Source organism: Pseudonocardia nigra, from assembly GCF_019396355.1.
GTDB lineage: Bacteria > Actinomycetota > Actinomycetes > Mycobacteriales > Pseudonocardiaceae > Pseudonocardia > Pseudonocardia nigra.
On the sequence record NZ_JAHKRK010000039.1, the window covers coordinates 1 to 19,386 of the forward strand.

At 74.3% G+C, this 19,386-nt stretch carries 23 protein-coding genes; 9 read left to right on the forward strand and 14 right to left on the reverse strand.

Translation table 11 applies throughout. From position 1 onward, the window contains the following. A partial coding sequence (locus KME75_RS12630; RefSeq protein ID WP_308282728.1) for a histidine kinase dimerization/phospho-acceptor domain-containing protein occupies window positions 1–938 on the reverse strand: 938 nt, incomplete at its 3' end. Further along, window positions 935–1,618 (reverse strand): response regulator transcription factor, encoded by a 684-nt coding sequence (locus KME75_RS12635; protein ID WP_219414807.1) that lies wholly within the window; start codon window positions 1,616–1,618, stop codon window positions 935–937. The genes KME75_RS12635 and KME75_RS12630, both read right to left, overlap by 4 nt. Window positions 1,619–1,729: 111 nt before the next feature. Here KME75_RS12635 and KME75_RS12640 point away from each other — a divergent pair, with 111 nt between their 5' ends. From KME75_RS12640 to KME75_RS12655, 4 genes are all read left to right on the forward strand, one after another. Then, window positions 1,730–2,779, forward strand: a complete 1,050-nt coding sequence (locus KME75_RS12640; RefSeq protein WP_308282729.1) for a LolA family protein — start codon at window positions 1,730–1,732, stop codon at window positions 2,777–2,779. Continuing rightward, entirely contained in the window at window positions 2,776–3,765 is a 990-nt protein-coding gene (locus KME75_RS12645; protein WP_219414809.1) for an ABC transporter ATP-binding protein, read from the forward strand. Before KME75_RS12640 ends, KME75_RS12645 begins: the two co-directional genes overlap by 4 nt. Continuing rightward, window positions 3,762–4,619 (forward strand): ABC transporter permease subunit, encoded by an 858-nt coding sequence (locus KME75_RS12650; RefSeq protein WP_219414810.1) that lies wholly within the window; start codon window positions 3,762–3,764, stop codon window positions 4,617–4,619. The genes KME75_RS12645 and KME75_RS12650 overlap by 4 nt, the downstream gene beginning before the upstream one ends. 254 nt (window positions 4,620–4,873) lie before the next feature. After that, window positions 4,874–5,164: a 4a-hydroxytetrahydrobiopterin dehydratase gene (locus KME75_RS12655; protein WP_219414811.1), complete on the forward strand. Its 291-nt coding sequence runs from the start codon at window positions 4,874–4,876 to the stop codon at window positions 5,162–5,164. Between the two features lie 5 nt (window positions 5,165–5,169). Here KME75_RS12655 and KME75_RS12660 read toward each other — a convergent pair whose 3' ends face one another. Then, the gene (locus tag KME75_RS12660; protein ID WP_219414812.1) at window positions 5,170–5,958 is read right to left on the reverse strand and encodes a carbon-nitrogen hydrolase family protein; all 789 of its coding nucleotides are present in this window, start codon (window positions 5,956–5,958) and stop codon (window positions 5,170–5,172) included. A 227-nt stretch (window positions 5,959–6,185) separates the two neighbouring features. Here KME75_RS12660 and KME75_RS12665 point away from each other — a divergent pair, with 227 nt between their 5' ends. Next, window positions 6,186–7,244, forward strand: coding sequence for a 3-deoxy-7-phosphoheptulonate synthase (locus KME75_RS12665; RefSeq protein WP_219414813.1), 1,059 nt, complete (start codon window positions 6,186–6,188; stop codon window positions 7,242–7,244). A gap of 51 nt (window positions 7,245–7,295) precedes the next feature. Here KME75_RS12665 and KME75_RS12670 read toward each other — a convergent pair whose 3' ends face one another. The 5 genes from KME75_RS12670 to KME75_RS12690 all read right to left on the reverse strand — a co-directional run bounded on the left by KME75_RS12670 (window position 7,296) and on the right by KME75_RS12690 (window position 11,330). After that, window positions 7,296–7,697: a hypothetical protein gene (locus tag KME75_RS12670; protein ID WP_219414814.1), complete on the reverse strand. Its 402-nt coding sequence runs from the start codon at window positions 7,695–7,697 to the stop codon at window positions 7,296–7,298. 377 nt (window positions 7,698–8,074) lie between these two features. Further along, window positions 8,075–9,187, reverse strand: coding sequence for an epoxide hydrolase family protein (locus KME75_RS12675; protein ID WP_219414815.1), 1,113 nt, complete (start codon window positions 9,185–9,187; stop codon window positions 8,075–8,077). After that, the gene (locus tag KME75_RS12680) at window positions 9,184–10,434 is read right to left on the reverse strand and encodes an RNA polymerase sigma factor (RefSeq protein WP_219414816.1); all 1,251 of its coding nucleotides are present in this window, start codon (window positions 10,432–10,434) and stop codon (window positions 9,184–9,186) included. The genes KME75_RS12675 and KME75_RS12680 overlap by 4 nt, the downstream gene beginning before the upstream one ends. Next, window positions 10,431–10,766 carry a YciI family protein gene (locus tag KME75_RS12685; protein WP_219414817.1) on the reverse strand — a complete coding sequence of 112 codons (336 nt, stop codon included), beginning with the start codon at window positions 10,764–10,766 and terminating at the stop codon, window positions 10,431–10,433. Before KME75_RS12685 ends, KME75_RS12680 begins: the two co-directional genes overlap by 4 nt. A 69-nt stretch (window positions 10,767–10,835) precedes the next feature. Continuing rightward, the gene (locus KME75_RS12690) at window positions 10,836–11,330 is read right to left on the reverse strand and encodes an ATP-binding cassette domain-containing protein (RefSeq protein WP_372452591.1); all 495 of its coding nucleotides are present in this window, start codon (window positions 11,328–11,330) and stop codon (window positions 10,836–10,838) included. Between the two features lie 74 nt (window positions 11,331–11,404). Between KME75_RS12690 and KME75_RS12695 the strand changes: the two genes are divergently transcribed. Beyond that, window positions 11,405–12,040 carry a dihydrofolate reductase family protein gene (locus KME75_RS12695; protein WP_219414819.1) on the forward strand — a complete coding sequence of 212 codons (636 nt, stop codon included), beginning with the start codon at window positions 11,405–11,407 and terminating at the stop codon, window positions 12,038–12,040. Here KME75_RS12695 and KME75_RS12700 read toward each other — a convergent pair. The 4 genes from KME75_RS12700 to KME75_RS12715 all read right to left on the reverse strand — a co-directional run bounded on the left by KME75_RS12700 (window position 12,016) and on the right by KME75_RS12715 (window position 15,046). Then, entirely contained in the window at window positions 12,016–12,516 is a 501-nt protein-coding gene (locus tag KME75_RS12700) for a DUF1648 domain-containing protein (protein ID WP_219414820.1), read from the reverse strand. The two genes, KME75_RS12695 and KME75_RS12700, sit on opposite strands and share 25 nt — an antisense overlap. Before the next feature lie 89 nt (window positions 12,517–12,605). Then, window positions 12,606–13,949, reverse strand: a complete 1,344-nt coding sequence (locus KME75_RS12705; RefSeq protein WP_219414821.1) for an MFS transporter — start codon at window positions 13,947–13,949, stop codon at window positions 12,606–12,608. Next, complete coding sequence (locus KME75_RS45815; RefSeq protein WP_219414822.1) at window positions 13,946–14,707, reverse strand: BBE domain-containing protein; 762 nt, start codon at window positions 14,705–14,707, stop codon at window positions 13,946–13,948. Before KME75_RS45815 ends, KME75_RS12705 begins: the two co-directional genes overlap by 4 nt. 3 nt (window positions 14,708–14,710) lie before the next feature. Continuing rightward, the gene (locus KME75_RS12715; protein WP_219414823.1) at window positions 14,711–15,046 is read right to left on the reverse strand and encodes a hypothetical protein; all 336 of its coding nucleotides are present in this window, start codon (window positions 15,044–15,046) and stop codon (window positions 14,711–14,713) included. A gap of 85 nt (window positions 15,047–15,131) precedes the next feature. Between KME75_RS12715 and KME75_RS12720 the strand changes: the two genes are divergently transcribed. Both KME75_RS12720 and KME75_RS12725 read left to right on the forward strand, forming a co-directional pair. Next, window positions 15,132–16,034, forward strand: a complete 903-nt coding sequence (locus tag KME75_RS12720) for a LysR family transcriptional regulator (protein WP_219414824.1) — start codon at window positions 15,132–15,134, stop codon at window positions 16,032–16,034. Between the two features lie 412 nt (window positions 16,035–16,446). Next, window positions 16,447–16,632, forward strand: coding sequence for a hypothetical protein (locus tag KME75_RS12725; protein WP_219414825.1), 186 nt, complete (start codon window positions 16,447–16,449; stop codon window positions 16,630–16,632). Between the two features lie 133 nt (window positions 16,633–16,765). On the opposite strand, the gene KME75_RS12730 is transcribed toward KME75_RS12725, so the two are convergent. Next, window positions 16,766–17,029, reverse strand: a complete 264-nt coding sequence (locus KME75_RS12730) for a hypothetical protein (RefSeq protein WP_219414826.1) — start codon at window positions 17,027–17,029, stop codon at window positions 16,766–16,768. A 49-nt stretch (window positions 17,030–17,078) separates the two neighbouring features. Here KME75_RS12730 and KME75_RS12735 point away from each other — a divergent pair, with 49 nt between their 5' ends. Continuing rightward, entirely contained in the window at window positions 17,079–17,339 is a 261-nt protein-coding gene (locus KME75_RS12735) for a hypothetical protein (protein WP_219414827.1), read from the forward strand. Between the two features lie 99 nt (window positions 17,340–17,438). Here KME75_RS12735 and ychF read toward each other — a convergent pair whose 3' ends face one another. After that, window positions 17,439–18,512: a redox-regulated ATPase YchF gene (gene ychF / locus KME75_RS12740; RefSeq protein ID WP_219414828.1), complete on the reverse strand. Its 1,074-nt coding sequence runs from the start codon at window positions 18,510–18,512 to the stop codon at window positions 17,439–17,441. Between the last annotated feature and the right edge of the window lie 874 nt (window positions 18,513–19,386).

Below are 19,386 nucleotides of genomic sequence, written 5' to 3' on the forward strand. Positions count from 1 at the left end.
CCCCCCCCCCCCGGGGCGCCGCCCCCCGCCACCAGGTCGACCGGCTCGGCAGCGGGCCGCTTCCCGGCGTCGGCCCTGGCGAGCGCGAGCAGGTCCGACAGCAGCGTGGTGAGCCGGGCGGCCTCATCGGCCACCGCGCGCAACGTCTCCTCGGTCAGCTCGGGGTCGGGGTGCGCGACGGCGACCTCGGCCTGCGCCCGGATCGCGGCCACCGGCGAGCGGAGCTCGTGGGCGGCGTCGCCGGTGAAGCGCTCGAGCCGGGCGACGGCGTCGTCCCGTCGGGCCAGGAGCAGGTTGAACTCCTCGGCGAGCGCGCGCAGCTCGTCGCGCGGGACGGGCACCGGGAGCCGTTCGCCGGGCGGGAGCGCGGCCGCCGCGGTGCGCATCCGGTCGACGGGACGCAAGGCCGCCCGCGTGCCCACCCACGCCGCGGCGACGACGACGGCCGCCACCAGCAGCGCGCCCACGACGAACCCGACGGCGGCGCGGGCCAGCAGCGTCGCGCCGCCCACCACGTCGTCGCTGACGACGACCAGGCGCGTCGAACCGTCCGGCGCGACGACGGGCACGGCGAGCCAGCGCTGCGGCTCCTCGTGGCTGCCCGTGATGATCCCGTGCCCGGCCGCGAGCCGCTTGACCTCCCGCGGCCGCAGCGGCAGGTCGGCGCCGCCGTCGACGGGCTCGCCCGCGGTGTCGACGACGCGGATCCCGGGCCCGCGCACATCCGCGGGCGCCGTCCCACCCGCGATCCGGCCGGCCGCCGCGGTGGCCTCGTCGCGCAGTTCGGCGTCGACGGCGCCGACCATCGCCCCGTACAGCAGCTGGACCCCGAGCCTGCTCAGGGCGAGCAGCGCGGCAACGGCGACGACCCCCACGACGAGGGTGATCCGCAGCCGCAGCGGACGGCTGCCCCACCACCGGCGCAGGCGCGCGATCACGGCGATTCGACGATGTAGCCGTAGCCGCGCACGGTCTTCAGCACGTGCCCGGCACCGACGACGTCGAGCTTGCGCCGCACGTAGCCGACGTAGACCTCCACGACGTTGCGGCTCGCCGCCTGCTCGTCGCCCCACACCAGCCGCAGCAGCTCGTCCTTCGCGACGGCGGTGTCCGGCCGGCTCGCCAGCGCGTGCAGCAGCGCGAACTCCCGCGGCGAGAGCTCCACGGCGGCGCCCTCCCAGCTGACCGACCGCGCCACGGGGTCCACGACCAGCGAGCCGAGCCGGACGCGCTGCCCGGTGCGGCCCAGCGCGGCGTCCCGGCGGCGAAGCATCGCGCGCAGCTGCGCGACGAGCACGACGAACGCGAACGGTTTGACGAGGTAGCCGTCGGCCCCGAGGTCGAGCCCGTCGGCCTGGTCGAACTCGCCGTCCTTCGCCGACAGCAGCAGCACCGGCGTGTCCACCCCCGCCGCGCGGAGCTGCTCGAGCACCCGGTAGCCGGACAGGCCGGGCAGGATGATGTCGAGGACGACCGCGTCGAAGCTGCCGGTGAGCGCGGCGTCGAGCGCGGACGGGCCGTCGCCGAGGGCCACCACCTCCATGCCCTCGGCCGTGAGCCCGCGGGCCACCGCCGTGCGGATCCCGGGCTCGTCGTCGACCACCAGCACTCGTGCCATCGGGTGGGGACGCTACCGCTCGTTCCCCGCGCTGACCTCAGAACTCTCTCAGTACGGGTGGGTCATGCTGTGCTCATGGCTTCGGGGCGCAGGACGACGACAGGACGCACAGTGGCCGCGGGTGTCGCGGTGGCCGGTGCCGTGGGGCTGGGGCTGCTCGCGGTCCCGGCCGGGGCGGGCGCGCAGCCCACGCTGCCGCCGGTGACACCGGAGGAGCTGGTGGCCTCCGTCATCACCGCCGATCCCGGCGCGTTCGGGGGTGAGTTCGAGCTGGACAACGCACTCGGTCTGCCCGCGGTGCCAGGGATGCCGCAGGCGGCCGACGGCACGAGCACCGCACGGGTGTGGTCCGACGGCGAGGGGCGCGGCCGCGTCCAGCTGCCCACCGACTCCGGCGAGCGCACGATCGTCGCCGACGGCGACACCCTCTGGCTGTGGAACTCCGACGACAGCACGGTCACGCGGGCGCCCGAGCACCACGGCGATCACCCGGGCGGCCCGCCCGACGCCTCCACCGCCGACCCCGTTGCGGCGGCCACCGCAGCACTCGCCGCGCTGCAGCCCACGAGCGAGATCAGCGTGGACGGCACCGGTGAGGTCGCGGGCCGGCCGGCCTACGAGCTCGTGCTCGCCCCGGCGTCGTCCGAGCGCACGCTCCTGCGTGAGGTGCGCGTGGCGGTCGACGCCGAGCGCCGGGTCCCGCTCCAGCTGACCGTGCTCGCGAACGGCTCGTCGGAACCCGTGCTGGAGCTCGGGTTCACCGACATCGAGTTCGCCGAGCAGGACCCCTCGCTGTTCACGTTCACCCCGCCGCCCGGCGCCGAGGTCCAGGAGCCGGAGGAGTCGACGAGACCGGGCCACGACATGCGGCACGAGGGCGACGGCGCGGCGCCGACGATCGTGGGCGAGGGCTGGGACACCGTCGTGGTCGCGGACATGGGCGACCGGCCCGCGGAGGAGCCCGCCGACGCCGACGCGGAGCACGGCCGGTTCGGTGGCGAGGAGATGGACCTCTCCGCGCTCGGCACCCCGGTGAGCGGCCCGTGGGGCAGCGGCACGCTGATCACCACCGCGGTCGCCAGTGCGATCATCACCGACGACGGCCGGATCGCGGCCGGTGCCGTGCCCGAGCAGGTGCTCACCGAGGCCCTGTCCTCGTGACGAGCGGCATCAGCGTCGACGCGGCGCCGGCCCCGGCCGGCGCCGCGTCCGGCGTTCCGCTCGCGGCCCGCGCGATCGGGCTGCACAAGGTGTTCGGCCGCACGGTCGCCGTCGACGGGATCGACCTCGACGTCCCGGCCGGGTCGGTGCTCGGCATGCTCGGTCCGAACGGCTCGGGCAAGACCACCCTGATCCGCATGCTGCTCGGGCTCACCCGGCCCACCGCGGGCACGGCCGAGCTGCTCGGGCAGCCCGTGCCGGAGCGGGCCGCGGCGGCCCTCCCGCACGTCGGCGCGCTCGTCGAAGGCCCGGGGTTCCACCCGTTCCTGTCCGGCCGGGAGAACCTGCGGCGGGTCGCGGCCACGGAGCCGCTGCTCGCCACGCGGGAGATCCCGGGCGCCGTCGGCACCGCCCTGGAGCGGGTGGGCCTGGCGGGCGCCGCCGACCGCCGGTTCCGCGGCTACTCCCTGGGGATGAAGCAGCGCCTCGGCCTGGCCGCCGCGCTGCTGCTGCCGCGCAGGCTCGTGGTGCTCGACGAACCCACCAACGGCCTCGACCCCGCAGGCACCCGCGACGTCCGCCAGATCATCGCGGAGCTGCACGCCGGCGGCGCCACCGTGATCGTCTCCTCGCACCTGCTGGCCGAGGTGGAGGCCACCTGCACGCACGTGGCCGTCCTGCAGTCCGGCTCGCTCGTCGCGACGGGCGAGCTCGCCACGCTCCTGGAGGCGGGCGCGGGCGGCCTCGTCGTCGCGACGCCGGACGTCGACCTCGCCCTGCGGACGCTCCGGGACACCGGCGCCACCGCATACCGGGCCGAGCGGCGCGCCGGCGAGGAGCCTGCCGTGGTCGTCGGCGACGACGGCCCGCCCGCACCCGAGGTGATCGCGCTGCTGGTGCGCGCCGGGGTCGCGGTGCACGAGGCGCGCCGCAGTCGCACCAACCTCGAGGACCTGTTCGCCCGCCTGACCGAGGAGGCGTCGTGACGACCACGGTCGAGCCCGCCGACGCGCCCGTCGCCGCGCCCCGGCACGCCCCAATCCCCCGGTTGCTGGGCGCGGAGCTGCGGTGGGTGCTGCGGCGCCCCCGCACGCTCGTGATGCTCGGGGTGTTCGCGCTGGTGCCGGTGCTGATCTCGATCGGGGTCACGGTCGCCGACGACTCCGACGGCCCCGGCCTGATCGGCGCGGTCGCGGGCAACGGGCTCGTGCTGCCGGTCGCGGCGATCACCGTCGCGCTCGCCCTGCTGCTGCCGCTCGCGGTCGCGATGGCGGCCGCCGACGCCATCGCGGGCGAGACGGCCACCGGAACGCTGCGCGGGCTGATGCTCGCTCCGGTCGGGCGGCTGCGCCTGGTCGGGATGAAGGCCTTCGGCGTACTCGTGGTCGCCACGGCGGCCACGCTGGTGCTCGCGGTCGTCGGAGTGGTCGCCGGGCTGGTGGTCGTCGGCGGGGCCGACGGTCAGCTGGTCACGCTGTCGGGCACCACCGTCGGGCTCGGCGAGGCGATCGCCAGGGTCGCGCTCGTGGTCGTCTGGACGGTCGGGCAGCTCGCCGCGGTCGGCGCGGTCGCGCTGGCGATCTCGTCGGTCACCGAGCACCCGCTCGTCGTGCTGGCGTCGGTGCTCGGCGGGCTGATCGTGTTCGGCGTGCTCACCGCGATCCCGGCGTTGGACTGGCTGCAGCCCTACCTGCTCACCACGGGCTGGACCGCGGGCGCCGACGTCCTCCGCGACCCGCTGGCGTTCGACGGCATGATCGAGAGCTCCCTGCGGGCGCTCAGCTACGTGGCGATCGGGGGCGGCCTGACCGTGTACCGGATGCTGGTGCGCGACGCCTGACCCGCCCCACCCACACCCCGACTCGCACACACTCACACCCCGACTCGCGGGATGGCGTCTCGGACTCCCGCGAGTCGAGGCCTCCGTGCGCGCGAGTCGGGGCCTCCGTGCGCGCGAGTCGGGGCCTCCGTGCGCGCGAGTCGGGCGATTCGTGCGCGCGAGTCGGGCCTCCCTGCGCGCGAGTCGGGCGATTCGTGCCGTGCGGCTGCGGTGAATCCCGGCGCCGGCTCCGTGAACGCGGCAGGATGCGCGGCATGGCCCCACTGCTCGACGACGCCGCCATCGACACGGCTCTCGACGATCTGCCCGGCTGGGAACGTGACGGCGACACGCTGGTGCGCACCGCGAAGCTGTCGTCGTTCCCGGCGGCGATCGCTGTGGTGGACCGGGTGGCCGAGATCGCGGAGGACCGCGACCACCACCCGGACATCGACATCCGCTGGCGCACGCTGACGTTCCGCTGCTCCACGCACTCGGCGGGCGGCATCACGGAGAAGGACGTGGCGCTCGCGAGGTCGATCTCGGAGCAGATCGACGCGGGCTGACCGCCTCAGAACCGCCGGTTCGCCAGCACCGGCACGCTCTTGCGCGCGGACGTCACGTCGTCGAGGTCCAGGTCGACGACCAGCAGTCCGGGTTCGGCCCCGAGCTGGTCCACCACGGCGCCGAGCGGGCCGGCGACCAGGCTCGCCCCGATCCCGGTGGGCGCCTTGCCCGCCTCCCGGCCGACGGCGGTCGGGTCGGCCTGGTCGCAGGCGGCAACGAACGCGGTGCTGTCCAGCGCCCGCGCCCGGACCAGCAGGTCCCACTGCTCGCGTTTGCCCGGCCCGGCGCCCCACGACGCCGGCACCACCACGAGCTCGGCACCCTGCACGGCGAGCTCCTGGAACAGTCCGGGGAACCGCAGGTCGTAGCAGGTGGCGAGGCCGACGGACACGCCGTCGACCGCGATCCGCACCGGCGCCGTGCCCGGCGCGACCGTGCGCGACTCGGCGAACCCGAACGCGTCGAACAGGTGGATCTTGTCGTAGGACGCCTCGACGCCGCCGCCGGTGGCGATCAGCGTGTTGTGCACCCGGCCGTCGTCGGCGGGGGTGAACATGCCGGCCACGACTGTGACGCCCGCGGCGGCGGCGATCCCGCGCACCCGCTCTGCCCACGGCCCGTCGAGCGGCTCGGCCACGGGTCCGAGTGGGCGCCCGAAGCAGCACATGGTCGCTTCGGGGAAGACGACCAGGCGCGCGCCCTCCTCGGCAGCCCGGCGCACGGCGTCCTCGACGAGCCCGAGGTTCTCGCTCGCGTCGGGCGTCGACACGATCTGGGCGAGGGCGATCCGCACGAGGTACCTCCACAAGACGTCGGCCGTGACGCGGAGCGTACGTCGCGGCGCCCGGGCGGGCCCATGGGCTAGAGTCGTGGGCGTGCAGCGTCTGTACTGGTTTACGCGACCGGCCCGGGAGGGGTCGGCCGGCGGACCGTTGCGCTGACCACACCCCCGAGAGCCGGACGACGAGCCGGCTCGGCGGGAATCGACGGGCGGCTCGCCGGAGAGGAAGAGCCGCAGTCATGTCAGTCATCGCCGTCCCCGCGCTGGACGAGCATCGCACCACCCGGATCAGCCCGCTGCTGTCGCCCGCGCTGTTGCGGCACGAGCTCCCGATCGACGGTGCGGTCGCCGAGACCGTCACGCGGGCACGCGCCGAGGTCGTCGACATCCTCGACGGCCGCGACGACCGCCTGGTGGTCGTCGTCGGACCGTGCTCGATCCACGACCCGGAGGCCGCGCTCGACTACGCGCACCGGCTCGCCGCACACGCCGAGCAGGTCTCCGGCGAGCTGCGGATCGTCATGCGGACCTACTTCGAGAAGCCGCGTTCCACGGTCGGCTGGAAGGGCCTGATCAACGACCCCGGCCTCGACGGCACGTTCGACGTCAACACGGGCCTGCGTACGGCGCGCAAGCTGCTGCTGGACGTCTCCGTGCTGGGGCTCCCGGTCGGCTGCGAGTTCCTCGACCCGATCACCCCGCAGTTCCTCGCCGACGTCGTCACCTGGGGCGCGATCGGCGCCCGGACGGCGGCGAGCCAGGTGCACCGACAGCTGTGCAGCGCGCTGTCCATGCCGGTGGGCATCAAGAACCCGACCGACGGCGACGTCCAGGTCGCGGTCGACGGGGTCCGGGCGGCCGGGACGAGCCACGTCTTCATGGGCATCAACCCCGACGGACTCGCCGCGCTCATCACCACCTCGGGCAACCCCGACTGCCACGTGATCCTCCGCGGCGGCTCGACCGGCCCCAACCACGACGCCGGGTCCGTCGCGGCCACCCTGGACCGCCTGCACGCAACCGGGCTGCCCCAGCGCGTGATCATCGACGCGAGCCACGGCAACAGCGGCAAGGACCACGTGCGTCAGGCCGAGGTCACGCGGGAGATCGCGAAGCGGATCGCGGCGGGTGAGCGCGGCATCAGCGGCGTGATGCTGGAGAGCTTCCTCGTGGCGGGTCGGCAGGACCTCGGCCCGGACATGACCCGCGGGCAGAGCGTCACCGACGCCTGCATGGACTGGGACGCCACCGCTGACCTGCTGGACGAGCTCGCGGATGGGGTGGCGGCGCGGCGCTGACGGGCTGCGGGGGTGCGGACCGCGGCGTCACGGGGCGGGTGACGTCCGCGGTCAGCCCACGACCTCGGCCACGATCTCGGCCAGGTCGACCACTCCGGCCGTCCTGCCCACCGGCTGGGCCTGCGCGTTCACCAACGTGGTCCCGTCCCGCCGGGATGCGTACTGCTCCCCCGTGAACCGGACTCGGCGGTACGGGCCGCGCTCCCGGGAGAGCTCGGTGACGTTGCCCGTGCCGTGGGTGTCGACCAGCCGGTGGTACTCGCGGGCCGACGCGGCATCGGGCATCTCCACCCACGCCACGGCGACGAGCACGACGTTGCGCCGCGCGTCGCGCACCGTGAACAGCGCGCGGAACAGGGTGGCGCACGGTTGGGCCCGGAAGAACTCCTGCACCTGCCCGTAGGAGTGGGCGGCACAGTCGTCGTCCGCCTCGAACCGCGAGTCGACGCGCAACCCTCGGCGCTCCAGACGCCGCACCGTGCTGGTGACGTCCCGGGCCCGGGCCTGACTGCTGCCACCGCGCGCGCTTGCCGAGGTCGACGCGCTGGTCCCACCGGTTCCGGCCGCCGAGGAACCCACCACCCCCCGTACCACCGGTACCAATCACGACCGTCGCCGCGACGACCAGCGCCGCACCGCGGCCCTTCCCGCCCTTGATCGGATAGCGCGTACCGTCCGGCCTCGTCCTGATCGGGTCCCCCACCGCGCCGACCCTAGGAGTGCCGTCACCGATCGTGGGCAGAACCGGGCAGCAGTCACTCGGGCGGCCCACACCGGGCAGGGGCCGTCGACGGATAGTGCGCGCGAAACGAGATGTGGGGGCACCGCGGTCACGACAGCAGGGACGCGAAGAAGGCGCGGATGTCGGCGGTCAGCAGATCCGGTGCCTGGTGAGCAACGTAGTGGCCGCCGCGGTCGTACACGTTCCAGGACACGATGGTGGAGTGGGCGCACTCGGCGCACGCGCGGATCGCCGGCAGGTCGTTCGGGAACTGCGCGAGCCCCAGCGGCACGGTGGTGGGCCCGTCGGGTGCCGACTGCCGATCCTCCTCGGCGTAGATCCGCAGCGCCGAGCCGGCTGTGCCGGACAGCCAGTGGATCGAGACGTGCGTGAGCAGGACCTCGACGTCCAGCCCATCCATGACCTGGCTGTTCCACCCCAGCAGCCCGGCCGGTGAGTCGGACAGCGCGTGCGCGAGCGTCTGCGGCTGCTGGGCCTGCACGTGAGAGTAGGAGGACATGTTGTCCTCGACCCACCGCCACCCGTCCAGCGCGGCCCGGTCGGCGGGCGACAGCTGAGCGGGCTCGAGGCCCGCGTCCGGTGCCGAGAAGATCTGGGTCACGTGGACGCCCACCACTGCGTCCGGCGCCACCCGCCCCAGCTCCGGGGAGATGAAGGAGCCCCAGTCGTTGCCGACGGCGCCGTAGCGGGCGTAGCCGAGGCGGTGCATCAGCGTCGCCCACGCCCGCGCGATCCGGCGCGGCCCCCACCTGGTGTCGGGGGTCGGACCGGAGAAGCCGAAGTTGGGAAGCGAGGGGATCACCACGTCGAACGCGAGATCATCGCTGAGGCCGTGCCGACGGGGATCGGTCAGCGGGCCGATCACGTCGAGGAACTCCACCACGGAGCCCGGCCAGCCGTGGCTCAGTACCAGCGGGAACGCGTCGGGCTCGGGGGACCGGACGTGCAGGAAATGTACGTTCGTCCCGTCGATCGTGGTGGTGAACTGTGGGTGGCTGTTGATGCGCGCCTCCCAGGTCCGCCAGTCGTAGCGATCCCGCCAGTGCTCGACGAGCTCGCGGACGCGAGCGGTGGGCACGCCGTAGCCGGCGCCGTCCGGTTCAGGCGCCCAGCGCACCCGGGCCAGCCGGTCCCGCAGGGCCACCAGCTCGTCGTCCGGGACGTCGATCCGGAACGGCCGGACCTCGTCGTCTCTGCTCATCCGCGTCCTCCGTCTGATCGGTGCCCCGCGCTGACCGCGGCCAGCCTGTCGGCGAGGAAGCGCCGCTCGGCCTCCGTGCCCGCGAGCCGCAACGCCTCCCGGTACGCCGCCGCGGCGGCCGCATCCTGCCCGAGCCTGCGGAACAGATCGGCCCGGGTCGCCGCGAGCGGGGCGTAGCCCGGCAGCTGCCCGTCGAGCTGCTCGACCAGCTCCAGGCCGGCCGCTGGTCCGTCCGCCATCGCGACGGCCACGGCCCGGTTGAGCCGCACCACGGGCGAGGGCAGCAGCTCGACGAGCCGTCCGTACAGCGCCGCGATCTGTGTCCAGTCGGTCTCGGCGGCACATGCGGCCCGCGCATGGCAGGCCGCGATGGCCGCCTGCACCTGGTAGGGCCCGGCCGCACCCCGCCGCAGGGCCCGGTCCACCATGGCGAGCCCGTCGTCGATCCCGAAGCGGTCCCACTTCGCACGGTCCTGCTCGTCCAGCGGCACGACTCGACCGGCCGGGTCGAGCCGAGCGTCCCGCCGGGAGTGCTGCAGCAGCAGGAGCGCGAGCAGGCCGAGCACCTCGGGCTCGTCGGGCATCAGCTCGGCGAGAACGCGGGCCAGGCGGATCGCCTCGGCGCACAGCTCGTGGCGGATGAGGTCCTGCCCGGCCGATGCCGCGTACCCCTCGTTGAACAGCAGGTAGAGCACGCCGAGGACGCCCGTGATCCGGTCCGGCAGCAGGTGGTCCGGAGGCACCCGGTACGGGATGCCGGCGTTGCGGATCTTGCGCTTCGCCCGCACCAGGCGCTGGGCCATCGTCGCCTCGGCCACCAGGAACGCCTTGGCGATCTCCGCCGTGGTGAGCCCAGCAAGCGTGCGCAGGGTGAGCGCCACCCTGCCCTCGAGTGGCAGGGCGGGGTGGCAGCAGGTGAAGACCAGCCGCAGCCGGTCGTCCTGGAGGACGCTCTCGTCGTCGGAATCGTCTGGGACGGGCATGGCCGCGATCTCCCGCAGCTTCCTGGTCTCGAGGGCGCCGCGCTTGAGACGGTTGAGGGCCCCGTTGCGTGCCGCGGTGGTGAGCCATGCCCCGGGGTTGCGCGGGACCCCGTCGCGCGCCCAGCGGGCCAGCGCCTGCGCGACGGCGTCCTGCGCACACTCCTCGGCGAGGTCCCAGTCACCGGTGGTCCGGATGAGCGAGGCGACGATCCGGCCCCACTCCTCCCGGAACACCCGGGTGACGGCGGCTTCGACGGTCGTCATTCCTGCCAGACCGGCCGCACCTCGATCAGCCCGTACCGGGCCATCGGGTGCTTGGACGCCACCTCGATCGCCTCGTCGAGGTCCTTGCAGTCGATCAGGTCGTAGCCGCCCATCTGTTCCTTGGTCTCGGCGAACGGTCCGTCGGAGATCAGCACCTCACCGTCGCGGACGCGAACGGTCGTCGCGGCGGACGTGGGCTGCAGCCGGTCGCCCTGCAGCCGGACGCCCCTGCCGTCCATCTCCTCCACCCACGCCTCGGTGTCCTGGCCGATGGTGCCGGGGACCGCGGGTCCACCGGACTCCCTGCCGCAGATCAACAGCATGTACTGCATCGCGTACCTCCTCGGTCGGTCGGTTCGTCGGTACGACAATCGGCGCCGCCCGGATTCGACACCCACCGGTCAGGCCGTGGTGCCGGCCGCCGTCAGGTCCGCTTGCTCGGCCTCCGCCGCGATCCGCAGGGCCTCGACGAGGTCACGGTAGAGCGCGTCGGAGGCGACGAGCTCCTCGTGCGTGCCGATGGCCCGGACCCGCCCGTGCTCCATGACGACGATCGTGTCCGCGTCGAGCACGGTGGAGAGCCGATGGGCCACCGTGACGACGCTGCCGGCACTCGCCCGGGCACGGATGCAGCCGTGGATCGCGGCCTCGGTGAGCGCGTCGACCTGGGCGGTGGCCTCGTCGAGCAGCAGCACGTCAGGCGTGCGCAGCAGGGCCCGCGCGAGCGCGATGCGCTGCCGCTGGCCGCCCGACACCGACGACGAGGACAGCGGCGTGTCCAGCCCGTCCGGCAGGGAGTCGATCTCCTCGGCCAACCGCCCGCCGGGCTCGGCCTGGCAGCAGATCCGCACGGAGCAGGCGTCCCGGCACGAGACGATGGCGCACTGCCTGCACACGCTGCACCACCACAAGGCGCCGGCGCCGACGCGCTGACCCGGAACTGTCGGTGGTGCGCCGTACCGTCCCGGGCATGTCGACGAGGACACGCCCCCACGTGGTCGCGCACGTCGCGGTCACGCTCGACGGGGCCACCACCGGTTTCACCCCGCACGTCGGCCGGTTCTACGAGCTGGCGGGCACCTGGCGCGAGGACGTCACGCTGGCCGGCGCCGACACGATCCTCGCGCAGGAGCCTGCGTTGCGGGCCGCGCCGCGTGCGGGGCCACGGCCCGACGGCCCACTGCTGGCCGTCGTCGACGGCAGGGGCCGGGTCCGGGAGTGGGCGGCCCTGCGCGAGGCGGGGCACTGGTCCGACGTGGTCGCGCTGCGCGCGGGCGGCACCCCGCCGCGGCCCCCGCCCGACGTCGCCGAGATCGTCGTGGGGCCCGAGCGCGTCGACCTGACGGCCGCGCTGGCCGCGCTCGGCGAGCGCCGCGGCGCCGAGGTCGTCCGCGTCGACAGCGGGGGCACACTCATCGGGGCGCTGCTCGACGCGCACCTGCTCGACGAGGTGAGCCTCCTCGTGCACCCCTGCACGGCCGAGGGCCCGCAGCGTCGGTGGCACGGGAAGGCGCGCGTCCGGGACGGCACGTTGCGTCTCACCGGGTGCGACGCGCTGGACGACGGGCTGGTGTGGCTGCGCTACGAGGTGTCCGATGGTCGGTAGCGACGCCGGGCAAGCCAAGTACTCCAGCCGAGCACGACCACGAGGTAGAGCCCGAACACCGCCAAGAAGGCCGGAGGCAGCCGCGCCTGCCCGCCCGTGGCACTCACGGTCGCCACGATCACAGCGCCCAGCAGCGCCATCGTGGCGCTGCCGAGCACCGCCAGGTCGGTGGTGGCGACCATCCGGCGCAGCTGCGGCCGGCGTTCCTCCGCCGTCCAGTAGTCCTTGTGGGGCACGTTCACGAACCCGAGCGAGCCGCGCCGGACGGCGACCAGCAGCCCGGTGAACAGGGCGAACATCCCCAGCCCGAGCAGTCCGAACCCCCACAGCGCCGCGGCCCGCGATCCGAACCGGTCGGCTTCTCCGTCGATTCCGAAGTGCAGCGGAACCCCGTCCGACGGCAGAGCCACGGCGGCCCAGCCCAGCACCGCGGCATACAGCAGCCCGGTGATCACCAGTGGGATCCACGCCCGCATCCGGCCCCCTCCGCACGCTCACGTCAGATTGTGTCGACCCCGCGGCGCTCGGACCAGCTCGAGACCCCTCAATGGCGAGCACCTGCCGGTCATCCACGTGGAGGGTCGGTCCCTGCCGACCCGTTGGTCACGGCGACGACCGCGGCGGCCAGCGGCAACACGGCGGCCACGGCGAGTGCCGGCCCGACCCCGAACGCCCCGGTGAACCCACCGGCGGTCGCCGAACCCACCGCGCCGCCCACCATGAACGTCAGCGTCAGCAGGCCCATCCCGGCTCCGCGCTGTGGCGGCGCGACGGCGGCGGCCGCCTGGGCGGTCAGCACCACCTGCGCCGTCGAGAACGCGACGAACGCCAGTGACGCCGCGCCGACAACCAGTCCGGGTGCCGCGGTCAGCCCGGCCGCGACGAGAGCCAATGCGGTGGCTGCGGCGGCCGTCGCGAGCAGCAGGCGGCCTCCGCTCGGGGTGAGGCGCCCGGCGAGCCGGGACGCCACGGCGCTCAGCGCCGCACCGGGCAGCAGCGCGGCCCCGACGGCCAGGACGGACCACCCGCGGCCCGTCACGAGGAGCGCAGGCGCGGCGTACATCGCCGCGAACAGGCCGCCGAACACCCCGGCGCCCGCGGCCGCGGCGCGCAGGTATGGGCCGCTCCCCAGCAGCGCGCGGGGTACGAAGCCCTCCGGCGTGCGGCGCACCCACCGGGCCAGCGCCGCGGCGGCGGCGACCACGAGCACCGCGAGCGCGGCCACGGCCGGCACCGCCAAGCGCAAGGCCGGGGCCTGCAGCAACACCAACCCCGCGGCGGCCGTCAGCGTGAGCAACACGGCGCCGACGACGTCCACCCGGCCCCCGCCCCGCTGGGTCGGCGCCACCCGGAGCGACAGCGCCACCCCGACCAGCGACAGCACCGGGAGCACCAGAGCCACGCGCCACGTCACCGCCGCGGTCACCATGCCCCCGACCAGCGTCGCGCTGCCGGCGAACACGGCGACGACGGCTCCGAACCAGGCGAGCACGGCGCCCCGGCGCTGCGGGTCACCCGCTGCCGTCATCGTCACCGCGCCCGACGTCATCGCCCCGGAGCCCGCCGCGAGCAGGAAGCGCCCGGCCAGCAGCGTCCCGAGGTCCGGGGCGAGCAGGCAGACCACCGCACCCGCGGTCAGGACGACCGAGCCGGTCAGCAGCGCGCGGCGGGCGCCCCAGGTGTCGACGAGCCTGCCGAACAGCGCGGTGCCCACGCCGAGGGCGAGCGCGTGGACGGTCAGGATCCAGGCGGCCGTCGACGGGGTGATCCCCAGTGTGGACGCGGCAGCCGGCAGAGCGACGCCCGCCGCGCTCACCCCGAAGATCGACGGCCCGAACAGCAGGCCCAGCCGCAGGCCGGCCGACCGCGGCGTCGGCGCCGGCCGCTCGATGGGAACGACCGTGCTCATGACGCCTCCGCCGGGGAGATGTTGTGGTTGATGCGGAACAGGTTCTGCGGGTCGTGGACGGCCTTGATCGCGCGCAGCCGCCCCCAGGCGTCGGCCGGATAGGCGCGTGCCACGTCGCCCGCGGTATCCGCGCCGCTGAGGAAGTTGAGGTAGACGCCACCGGTGCCCCACGGCGCCATGGCCGCGAACAGCCGCGCCCGGGCGGCGATCGCGGCGGGCCCGGACGCGAGGAACATCAGGCTGAAGGCTGCGTCCCGGTTGCCGACCGCGCTGCGCACCGCGGGCGGCCGGGCGAGCGCCCCACCGAGGTGCCGCACCTCCACGACGGCCCCGTGCTCGGCGACGGCCGGAACCGCCTGGTCGAGCAGTGCGCCGACCGCGGCCACGTCCAGCTCGCGCAACATCATCGAGTGCTCGTGGTAGGCGAGCGGGCCCGGCGGATCGCGGTGGATCGTGGCGACCGCCGAGTACGGCATCTCCGTGACGTCGTCGACGAGCGGGGTCGCGAGCGACCGCAGCGGCCGGAGCAGTCGTTCCCCCGACTCCGTCCCGCCGACGTGCGCGATCCGGACGTGCACCACGAACCGACCGCGCAGCGGATCCGGAAGGCCGGGCTCGTCCGGTAGCCGGAGCAGCGCCAGCGAGGACGTCGTCTCCTCCGGCACCGATGCGAGCCACTCGCGCCAGCCGCACACGACCCGCGCGGCCGTCTCGCCCGGGAAGAACAGCGCGCCGCCGTAGAGACGAGCGAGCGGCACGAGTCACCTGCTGCCAGCGCACGCCGCCGCCGACGGTGGCGGTGCCCGCGGCCGGGTCGGATCGCCACGGCGGAGAGCCGCCGGGTGCTGAGCACGAGGGCGTCGTCGGCCGGGAGCACGGGCCCGTGGCCGGTGGTGTGCACCGCGACCGGCACTCCCGTGCGCCGCCGCGAACCCGACTGCGGTGCGCACGACCTCGGTGCCCGCCGGGATGACGACCATCGCAGGGTGGTGCTCCACCACGCGGTTGAACCCGGCGGTCTCGGCGGCGAAGCCGCGCTGGCCGGGAAGCAGGAGCCGGGCGGTCGGCCCGGCCGGGCTGTACAGGAGATCGGTCACGTCCCGAGCAGACCGCGGGAAGAGGATCGGACCAACGGGCAGTTCGCTCTGTCAGTCATGCACGATCATGATGAATCGGGGACGTGTGGAGATCCGGCAGCTGCAGTACTTCGTCGCCGTGGCGGAGGCGGGCACGTTCGTGCGCGCGGCCGAGCGGCTCCACGTCGGGCAGCCCGCGGTGAGCCAGCAGATCGGCAGGCTCGAACGCGAGCTCGGGGTGCGGCTGTTCGAGCGGACCACCCGGACCGTGCGGCTCACGGCCGCCGGGGAGCGGCTGCTGCCGGAGGCGCGCGCGGTGCTCGCCGCGGTGGACCGCGTGCGGGAGGTGGCCGCCGACGCCGGGACCGGCACGGAGCTGCGGATCGGCAGCAGCCACGGTCTCGGCGACCGGCTCTACCGGGTGCTCGACGAGCTGGCGGGCGCCGCGCCGGGCCTGGCCGTGCGCCTCACCCGGGCCCGGCAGGAGGACCGGCTGGCCGCGGTGCGGGCCGGCCGGCTGGACGCGGCGTTCGTCCGGGTGCTGAAGTCGGCGCCCGGGCTGGAACTGGTGCCTGTCTGGCGGGATCCGCTGGTGGTCGCCCTGCCCGAGCGGCACCCGCTCGCCGAGCGCGACCCGTTGCGCCTCAACCATCTCGGTGAGCTGCCGGTGGGGCTGGCCCCCGCGCTGAACAACCCGCCGTTCCACGCGATGGTCACCGATGCGCTGCGGGCGGCAGGCGTCGCACCCCCACCCGGCCCACCGTTCACGACCTTGCAGGACACCCTCGCCGAGATCGGCACCGGACCGCCGTCCTGGACGCTCTTCTACTACCGCGACCAGCTGCCCGTCGTACCCCGGGTGGCCTTCCGGAAGCTGGCCGACCTCACGGTGCTGACCTCGCTCGCCGCGCCGCCCGGCGTCCCGTCACCGCAGCTGCGACTGCTGCTCGCCGCCTGCGCCCGGGTGGCGGAGGCCGGCCGAGCGGAGACGTCCGAGCGGACGGGGTAGTCGGTGCGGGTGTCAGGCGCCGGGATGGTCCCACCCCGACGAGCGGTCGCACGCCGAGTTCGGTCCCCCAGCACGGACCCCCTCGCCGACCCGGCGGTACCGCGGGCACGATGGGCGCCGTGGGCAGCGCGCTACGGGTGTTCCGGCTGATCCGGTTCGACGGTGCGGGCTGTGCGCACCACCTGTTGGTACAGGCGGGCCGTCCGTCCTACCCGAATGCCAGTCAGACCGCGGACGACGCGGCGGAGGACCTCGCGCGGTCCACAGCAGACAATCTCACCCGGTGGTGGACCCGCTGGTGGCTGGCCGTCCGTTGCCCACGGGAACACCGACCGACCGTGGTCGGCACGACCACCTCCCTCGACCTGCCCACTCGAACGTCGCCGATCTCGACTCCGACTCAGAACTGGGTATGCGGCTGATCGAGGTCTGGGTGGCCGTCGACGGGAGAGGTGGCATGGCGTTGGGCGCCGCCCGCGATGCCGACGAGTTCTGGGCGGGCGTCGACGACACGTCCGAGCTCCAACGCCCCGACGAGCCGCTCGAGGTCGTCCTCCTGACCGAGCGAAGCGGCGACGGTGACCTGCGGGACGTCTGAACGAAGAGTTCCCCCGACCGCGCTGGTCTCCTTCCTGCTGCAGGGGCGAGGGAGGCAGACGTGGGAACCGTGGCTGGAGCAGGACCAGTCGCAGGCGGAGCGCCGCTGACCGGGGCGAACGGTTCGGCCGCGGCTACTGGCAACCGTCGGTCGGGTAGAGCCGCCCGGGCCGGGCCTTGCGGTGCGGCTGCTCGGCGCCGTCCACGAACCAGGCGACCGGGTGCCGCGTGCCGAGCTCCCCGATCACGAACCGCGTGACCGACACGGCGAGCACGTGCCAGTCGGTCGACCGGTCCTTGGCGTACGCGCGCGCCTCACGTTCCGATCGGAAGATGACCTCCACGGCGCCGACGTCGTCCGGCCGGGTGGTGTGGATCGAGTAGACGGCATCCCTCACACGGCCAGTCTTTCGGATTTCCGAAAGGGAGGCAACCTAGCGTCGCTCCGTGTCCGACGATCTCGACGACCTGGCGCGAATGCTCGCCGTACCGGTCGACGGGCTGACCGACCACGAACTGATCGACGCCGTCCGGCAGGCCGAGCAGATCCGCACCGCCAGCAGGGAGCGCACCGGGCGGCTGCTCGCCGAGCTGCACTCCCGCGGCAAATCGTGGCCGCAGATCGCTCGGGACACCGGCATCCGCCAGACCACGGCGTACGACTGGGCGCGCCCGTACCTCACGGCGGAGGAACCGGAGGGCGCGTAGCCCGGGTCGGCTCCGACCATGCACATCGAGGCGCGGCCGTGCACAGGTCGGGAGGTGTGCACGGCCGGCGTCAGGTGTGCACCGTCGAGGCGGAACCCGTTAGACGTTGAAGCGGAACTCCACCACGTCCCCGTCGGCCATGACGTAGTCCTTGCCCTCCATCCGGACCTTGCCCGCCGCCTTCGCCGCCGCCATCGACCCGGCCTCCATCAGGTCGGCGTAGGACACCACCTCGGCCTTGATGAACCCGCGCTCGAAGTCGGTGTGGATCACGCCGGCGGCCTGGGGGGCGGTGGCGCCCTGCGGGATCGTCCAGGCACGGGCCTCCTTCGGCCCGGCCGTGAGGTAGGTCTGCAGCCCGAGGGTGTGGAAGCCGGCGCGGGCGAGGCTGTACAGGCCGGGCTCGGGCTGGCCGATCGACTCCAGCAGCTCGCGGGCCGACTCCTCGTCGAGCTCCAGGAGCTCGGCCTCCACCTTCGCGTCGAGGAACACCGCGTCCGCCGGGGCCACCAGGTCGGTGAGCTCCTTGCGGCGGGCCTCGTCGGAGAGCACGCCCTCGTCGGCATTGAACACGTAGAGGAACGGCTTGGTGGTGAGCAGCGACAGCTCACGCAGCGGCGCGCGGTCGACTCCCGCGGCGAACAGCGTCTTGCCCGAGTTGAGGATCTCGGCGGCGGACTCGGCCGCTTCGAGGGCGGGGCGCCGGTCCTTCTGGGTCCGCGCCTCCTTCTGGAGGCGCGGGACGGCCTTCTCGAGGGTCTGCAGGTCGGCGAGGATCAGCTCGGTGGCGATCGTCTCGATGTCGGACGCCGGGTCGATGCGGCCCTCGACGTGCACCACGTCGGGGTCGTCGAACACGCGCACGACCTGGCAGATCGCGTCGGACTCGCGGATGTTGGCGAGGAACTTGTTGCCCAGCCCCGCCCCCTCGGAGGCGCCCTTGACGATGCCCGCGATGTCGACGAACGACACCGTGGCGGGCACGGTCCGCGCCGAGGCGAACAGCTTCGCCAGCTCGTCGAGACGCGGGTCGGGCAGCGGCACCACCCCGACGTTCGGCTCGATCGTGGCGAACGGGTAGTTCGCGGCGAGCACGTCGTTGCGGGTCAGTGCGTTGAACAGGGTCGACTTGCCGACGTTGGGCAGCCCGACGATCCCGAGGGTGAGCGACACGGGGAACCAGGGTAGTCGCGATACCCGGGGCCCTCCGCGCCCGCCGGGGTTCGCGGCAGCCGTGGCCGGGCCGAGCCGCAGCAAAGCCACTTTCCTGCAACGTCGTTGCGTGAAAGTGGCTTTGCTGCAATGCCCGTCGCTACCGCGCCATCGCGCGATCCGGCCGAGCACGGGTCCAGTGCGGCCGATCGACGACCCCACGGCGGTAGGCCTGGGCCCACCCCGTCAGGGGTCCGGCCCCCGGGAAAACCGGGGGATCATCCCGATCGTGCCCGCACCCGCGAGCGGGCAACGTCGACACCGTGACGATCACCGGCCTCCTCCGCAGGCGCCTCGCGTGCTGAACACCCTCTTGCAGGTGGCCGCGGGCTGGCCGGTTCCGGTCGTGCTCGCCGTCGCGGCCGCGATGCTGGTGGTCGAGAGTGGCACGCTCGTCGGCATGGCCGTGCCCGGCACGACGCTGCTCGTCGCGCTCGGGCTGTGGTCGCACACCGCGCCCCACGCCCTGCTGCCCGTGCTGGTGGTGACCGCGGCCGCCACGGTCGCCGGGGCCCACCTGGGGTGGTGGCGCGGGCGGTCCGGCAGGGCCTTCCCCCGGGCCCCGGGGACGGCGGCTGCACCTCGTCCACGCCCGCGCCCGGCAGGCCGCGGGCTGGCTGGCCGACCGCGGACCGGCCGCCACGGCCGCCCTGCTCGTCGGCGGGCACTGGGCGGCGGCCGCCCGGCCGCTGATGCCCAGGGTCGCCGGTGGGGCGGGCGTGCCGTACCGGATCGCCGGGCCGGCGGTGGCGGTCTCGGGCAGCGCGTGGACGGTCACGCTCGTACTGCTCGGCAACCGCGTCGGCCCGCACGTGCTGACCCATGCCGGGTGGGC

What these genes read in the sequence shown, in the direction of transcription:
- KME75_RS12635 (WP_219414807.1), bottom strand. Translation starts at nt 1,618, where the DNA reads ATGGCACGAGTGCTGGTGGTCGACGACGAGCCCGGGATCCGCACGGCG.
- KME75_RS12655 (WP_219414811.1), top strand. Translation starts at nt 4,874, where the DNA reads ATGGCCCCACTGCTCGACGACGCCGCCATCGACACGGCTCTCGACGAT.
- KME75_RS12665 (WP_219414813.1), top strand. Translation starts at nt 6,186, where the DNA reads ATGTCAGTCATCGCCGTCCCCGCGCTGGACGAGCATCGCACCACCCGG.
- KME75_RS12675 (WP_219414815.1), bottom strand. Translation starts at nt 9,187, where the DNA reads ATGAGCAGAGACGACGAGGTCCGGCCGTTCCGGATCGACGTCCCGGAC.
- KME75_RS12680 (WP_219414816.1), bottom strand. Translation starts at nt 10,434, where the DNA reads ATGACGACCGTCGAAGCCGCCGTCACCCGGGTGTTCCGGGAGGAGTGG.
- KME75_RS12685 (WP_219414817.1), bottom strand. Translation starts at nt 10,766, where the DNA reads ATGCAGTACATGCTGTTGATCTGCGGCAGGGAGTCCGGTGGACCCGCG.
- KME75_RS12695 (WP_219414819.1), top strand. Translation starts at nt 11,405, where the DNA reads ATGTCGACGAGGACACGCCCCCACGTGGTCGCGCACGTCGCGGTCACG.
- KME75_RS12700 (WP_219414820.1), bottom strand. Translation starts at nt 12,516, where the DNA reads ATGCGGGCGTGGATCCCACTGGTGATCACCGGGCTGCTGTATGCCGCG.
- KME75_RS12705 (WP_219414821.1), bottom strand. Translation starts at nt 13,949, where the DNA reads ATGAGCACGGTCGTTCCCATCGAGCGGCCGGCGCCGACGCCGCGGTCG.
- KME75_RS12725 (WP_219414825.1), top strand. Translation starts at nt 16,447, where the DNA reads ATGCGGCTGATCGAGGTCTGGGTGGCCGTCGACGGGAGAGGTGGCATG.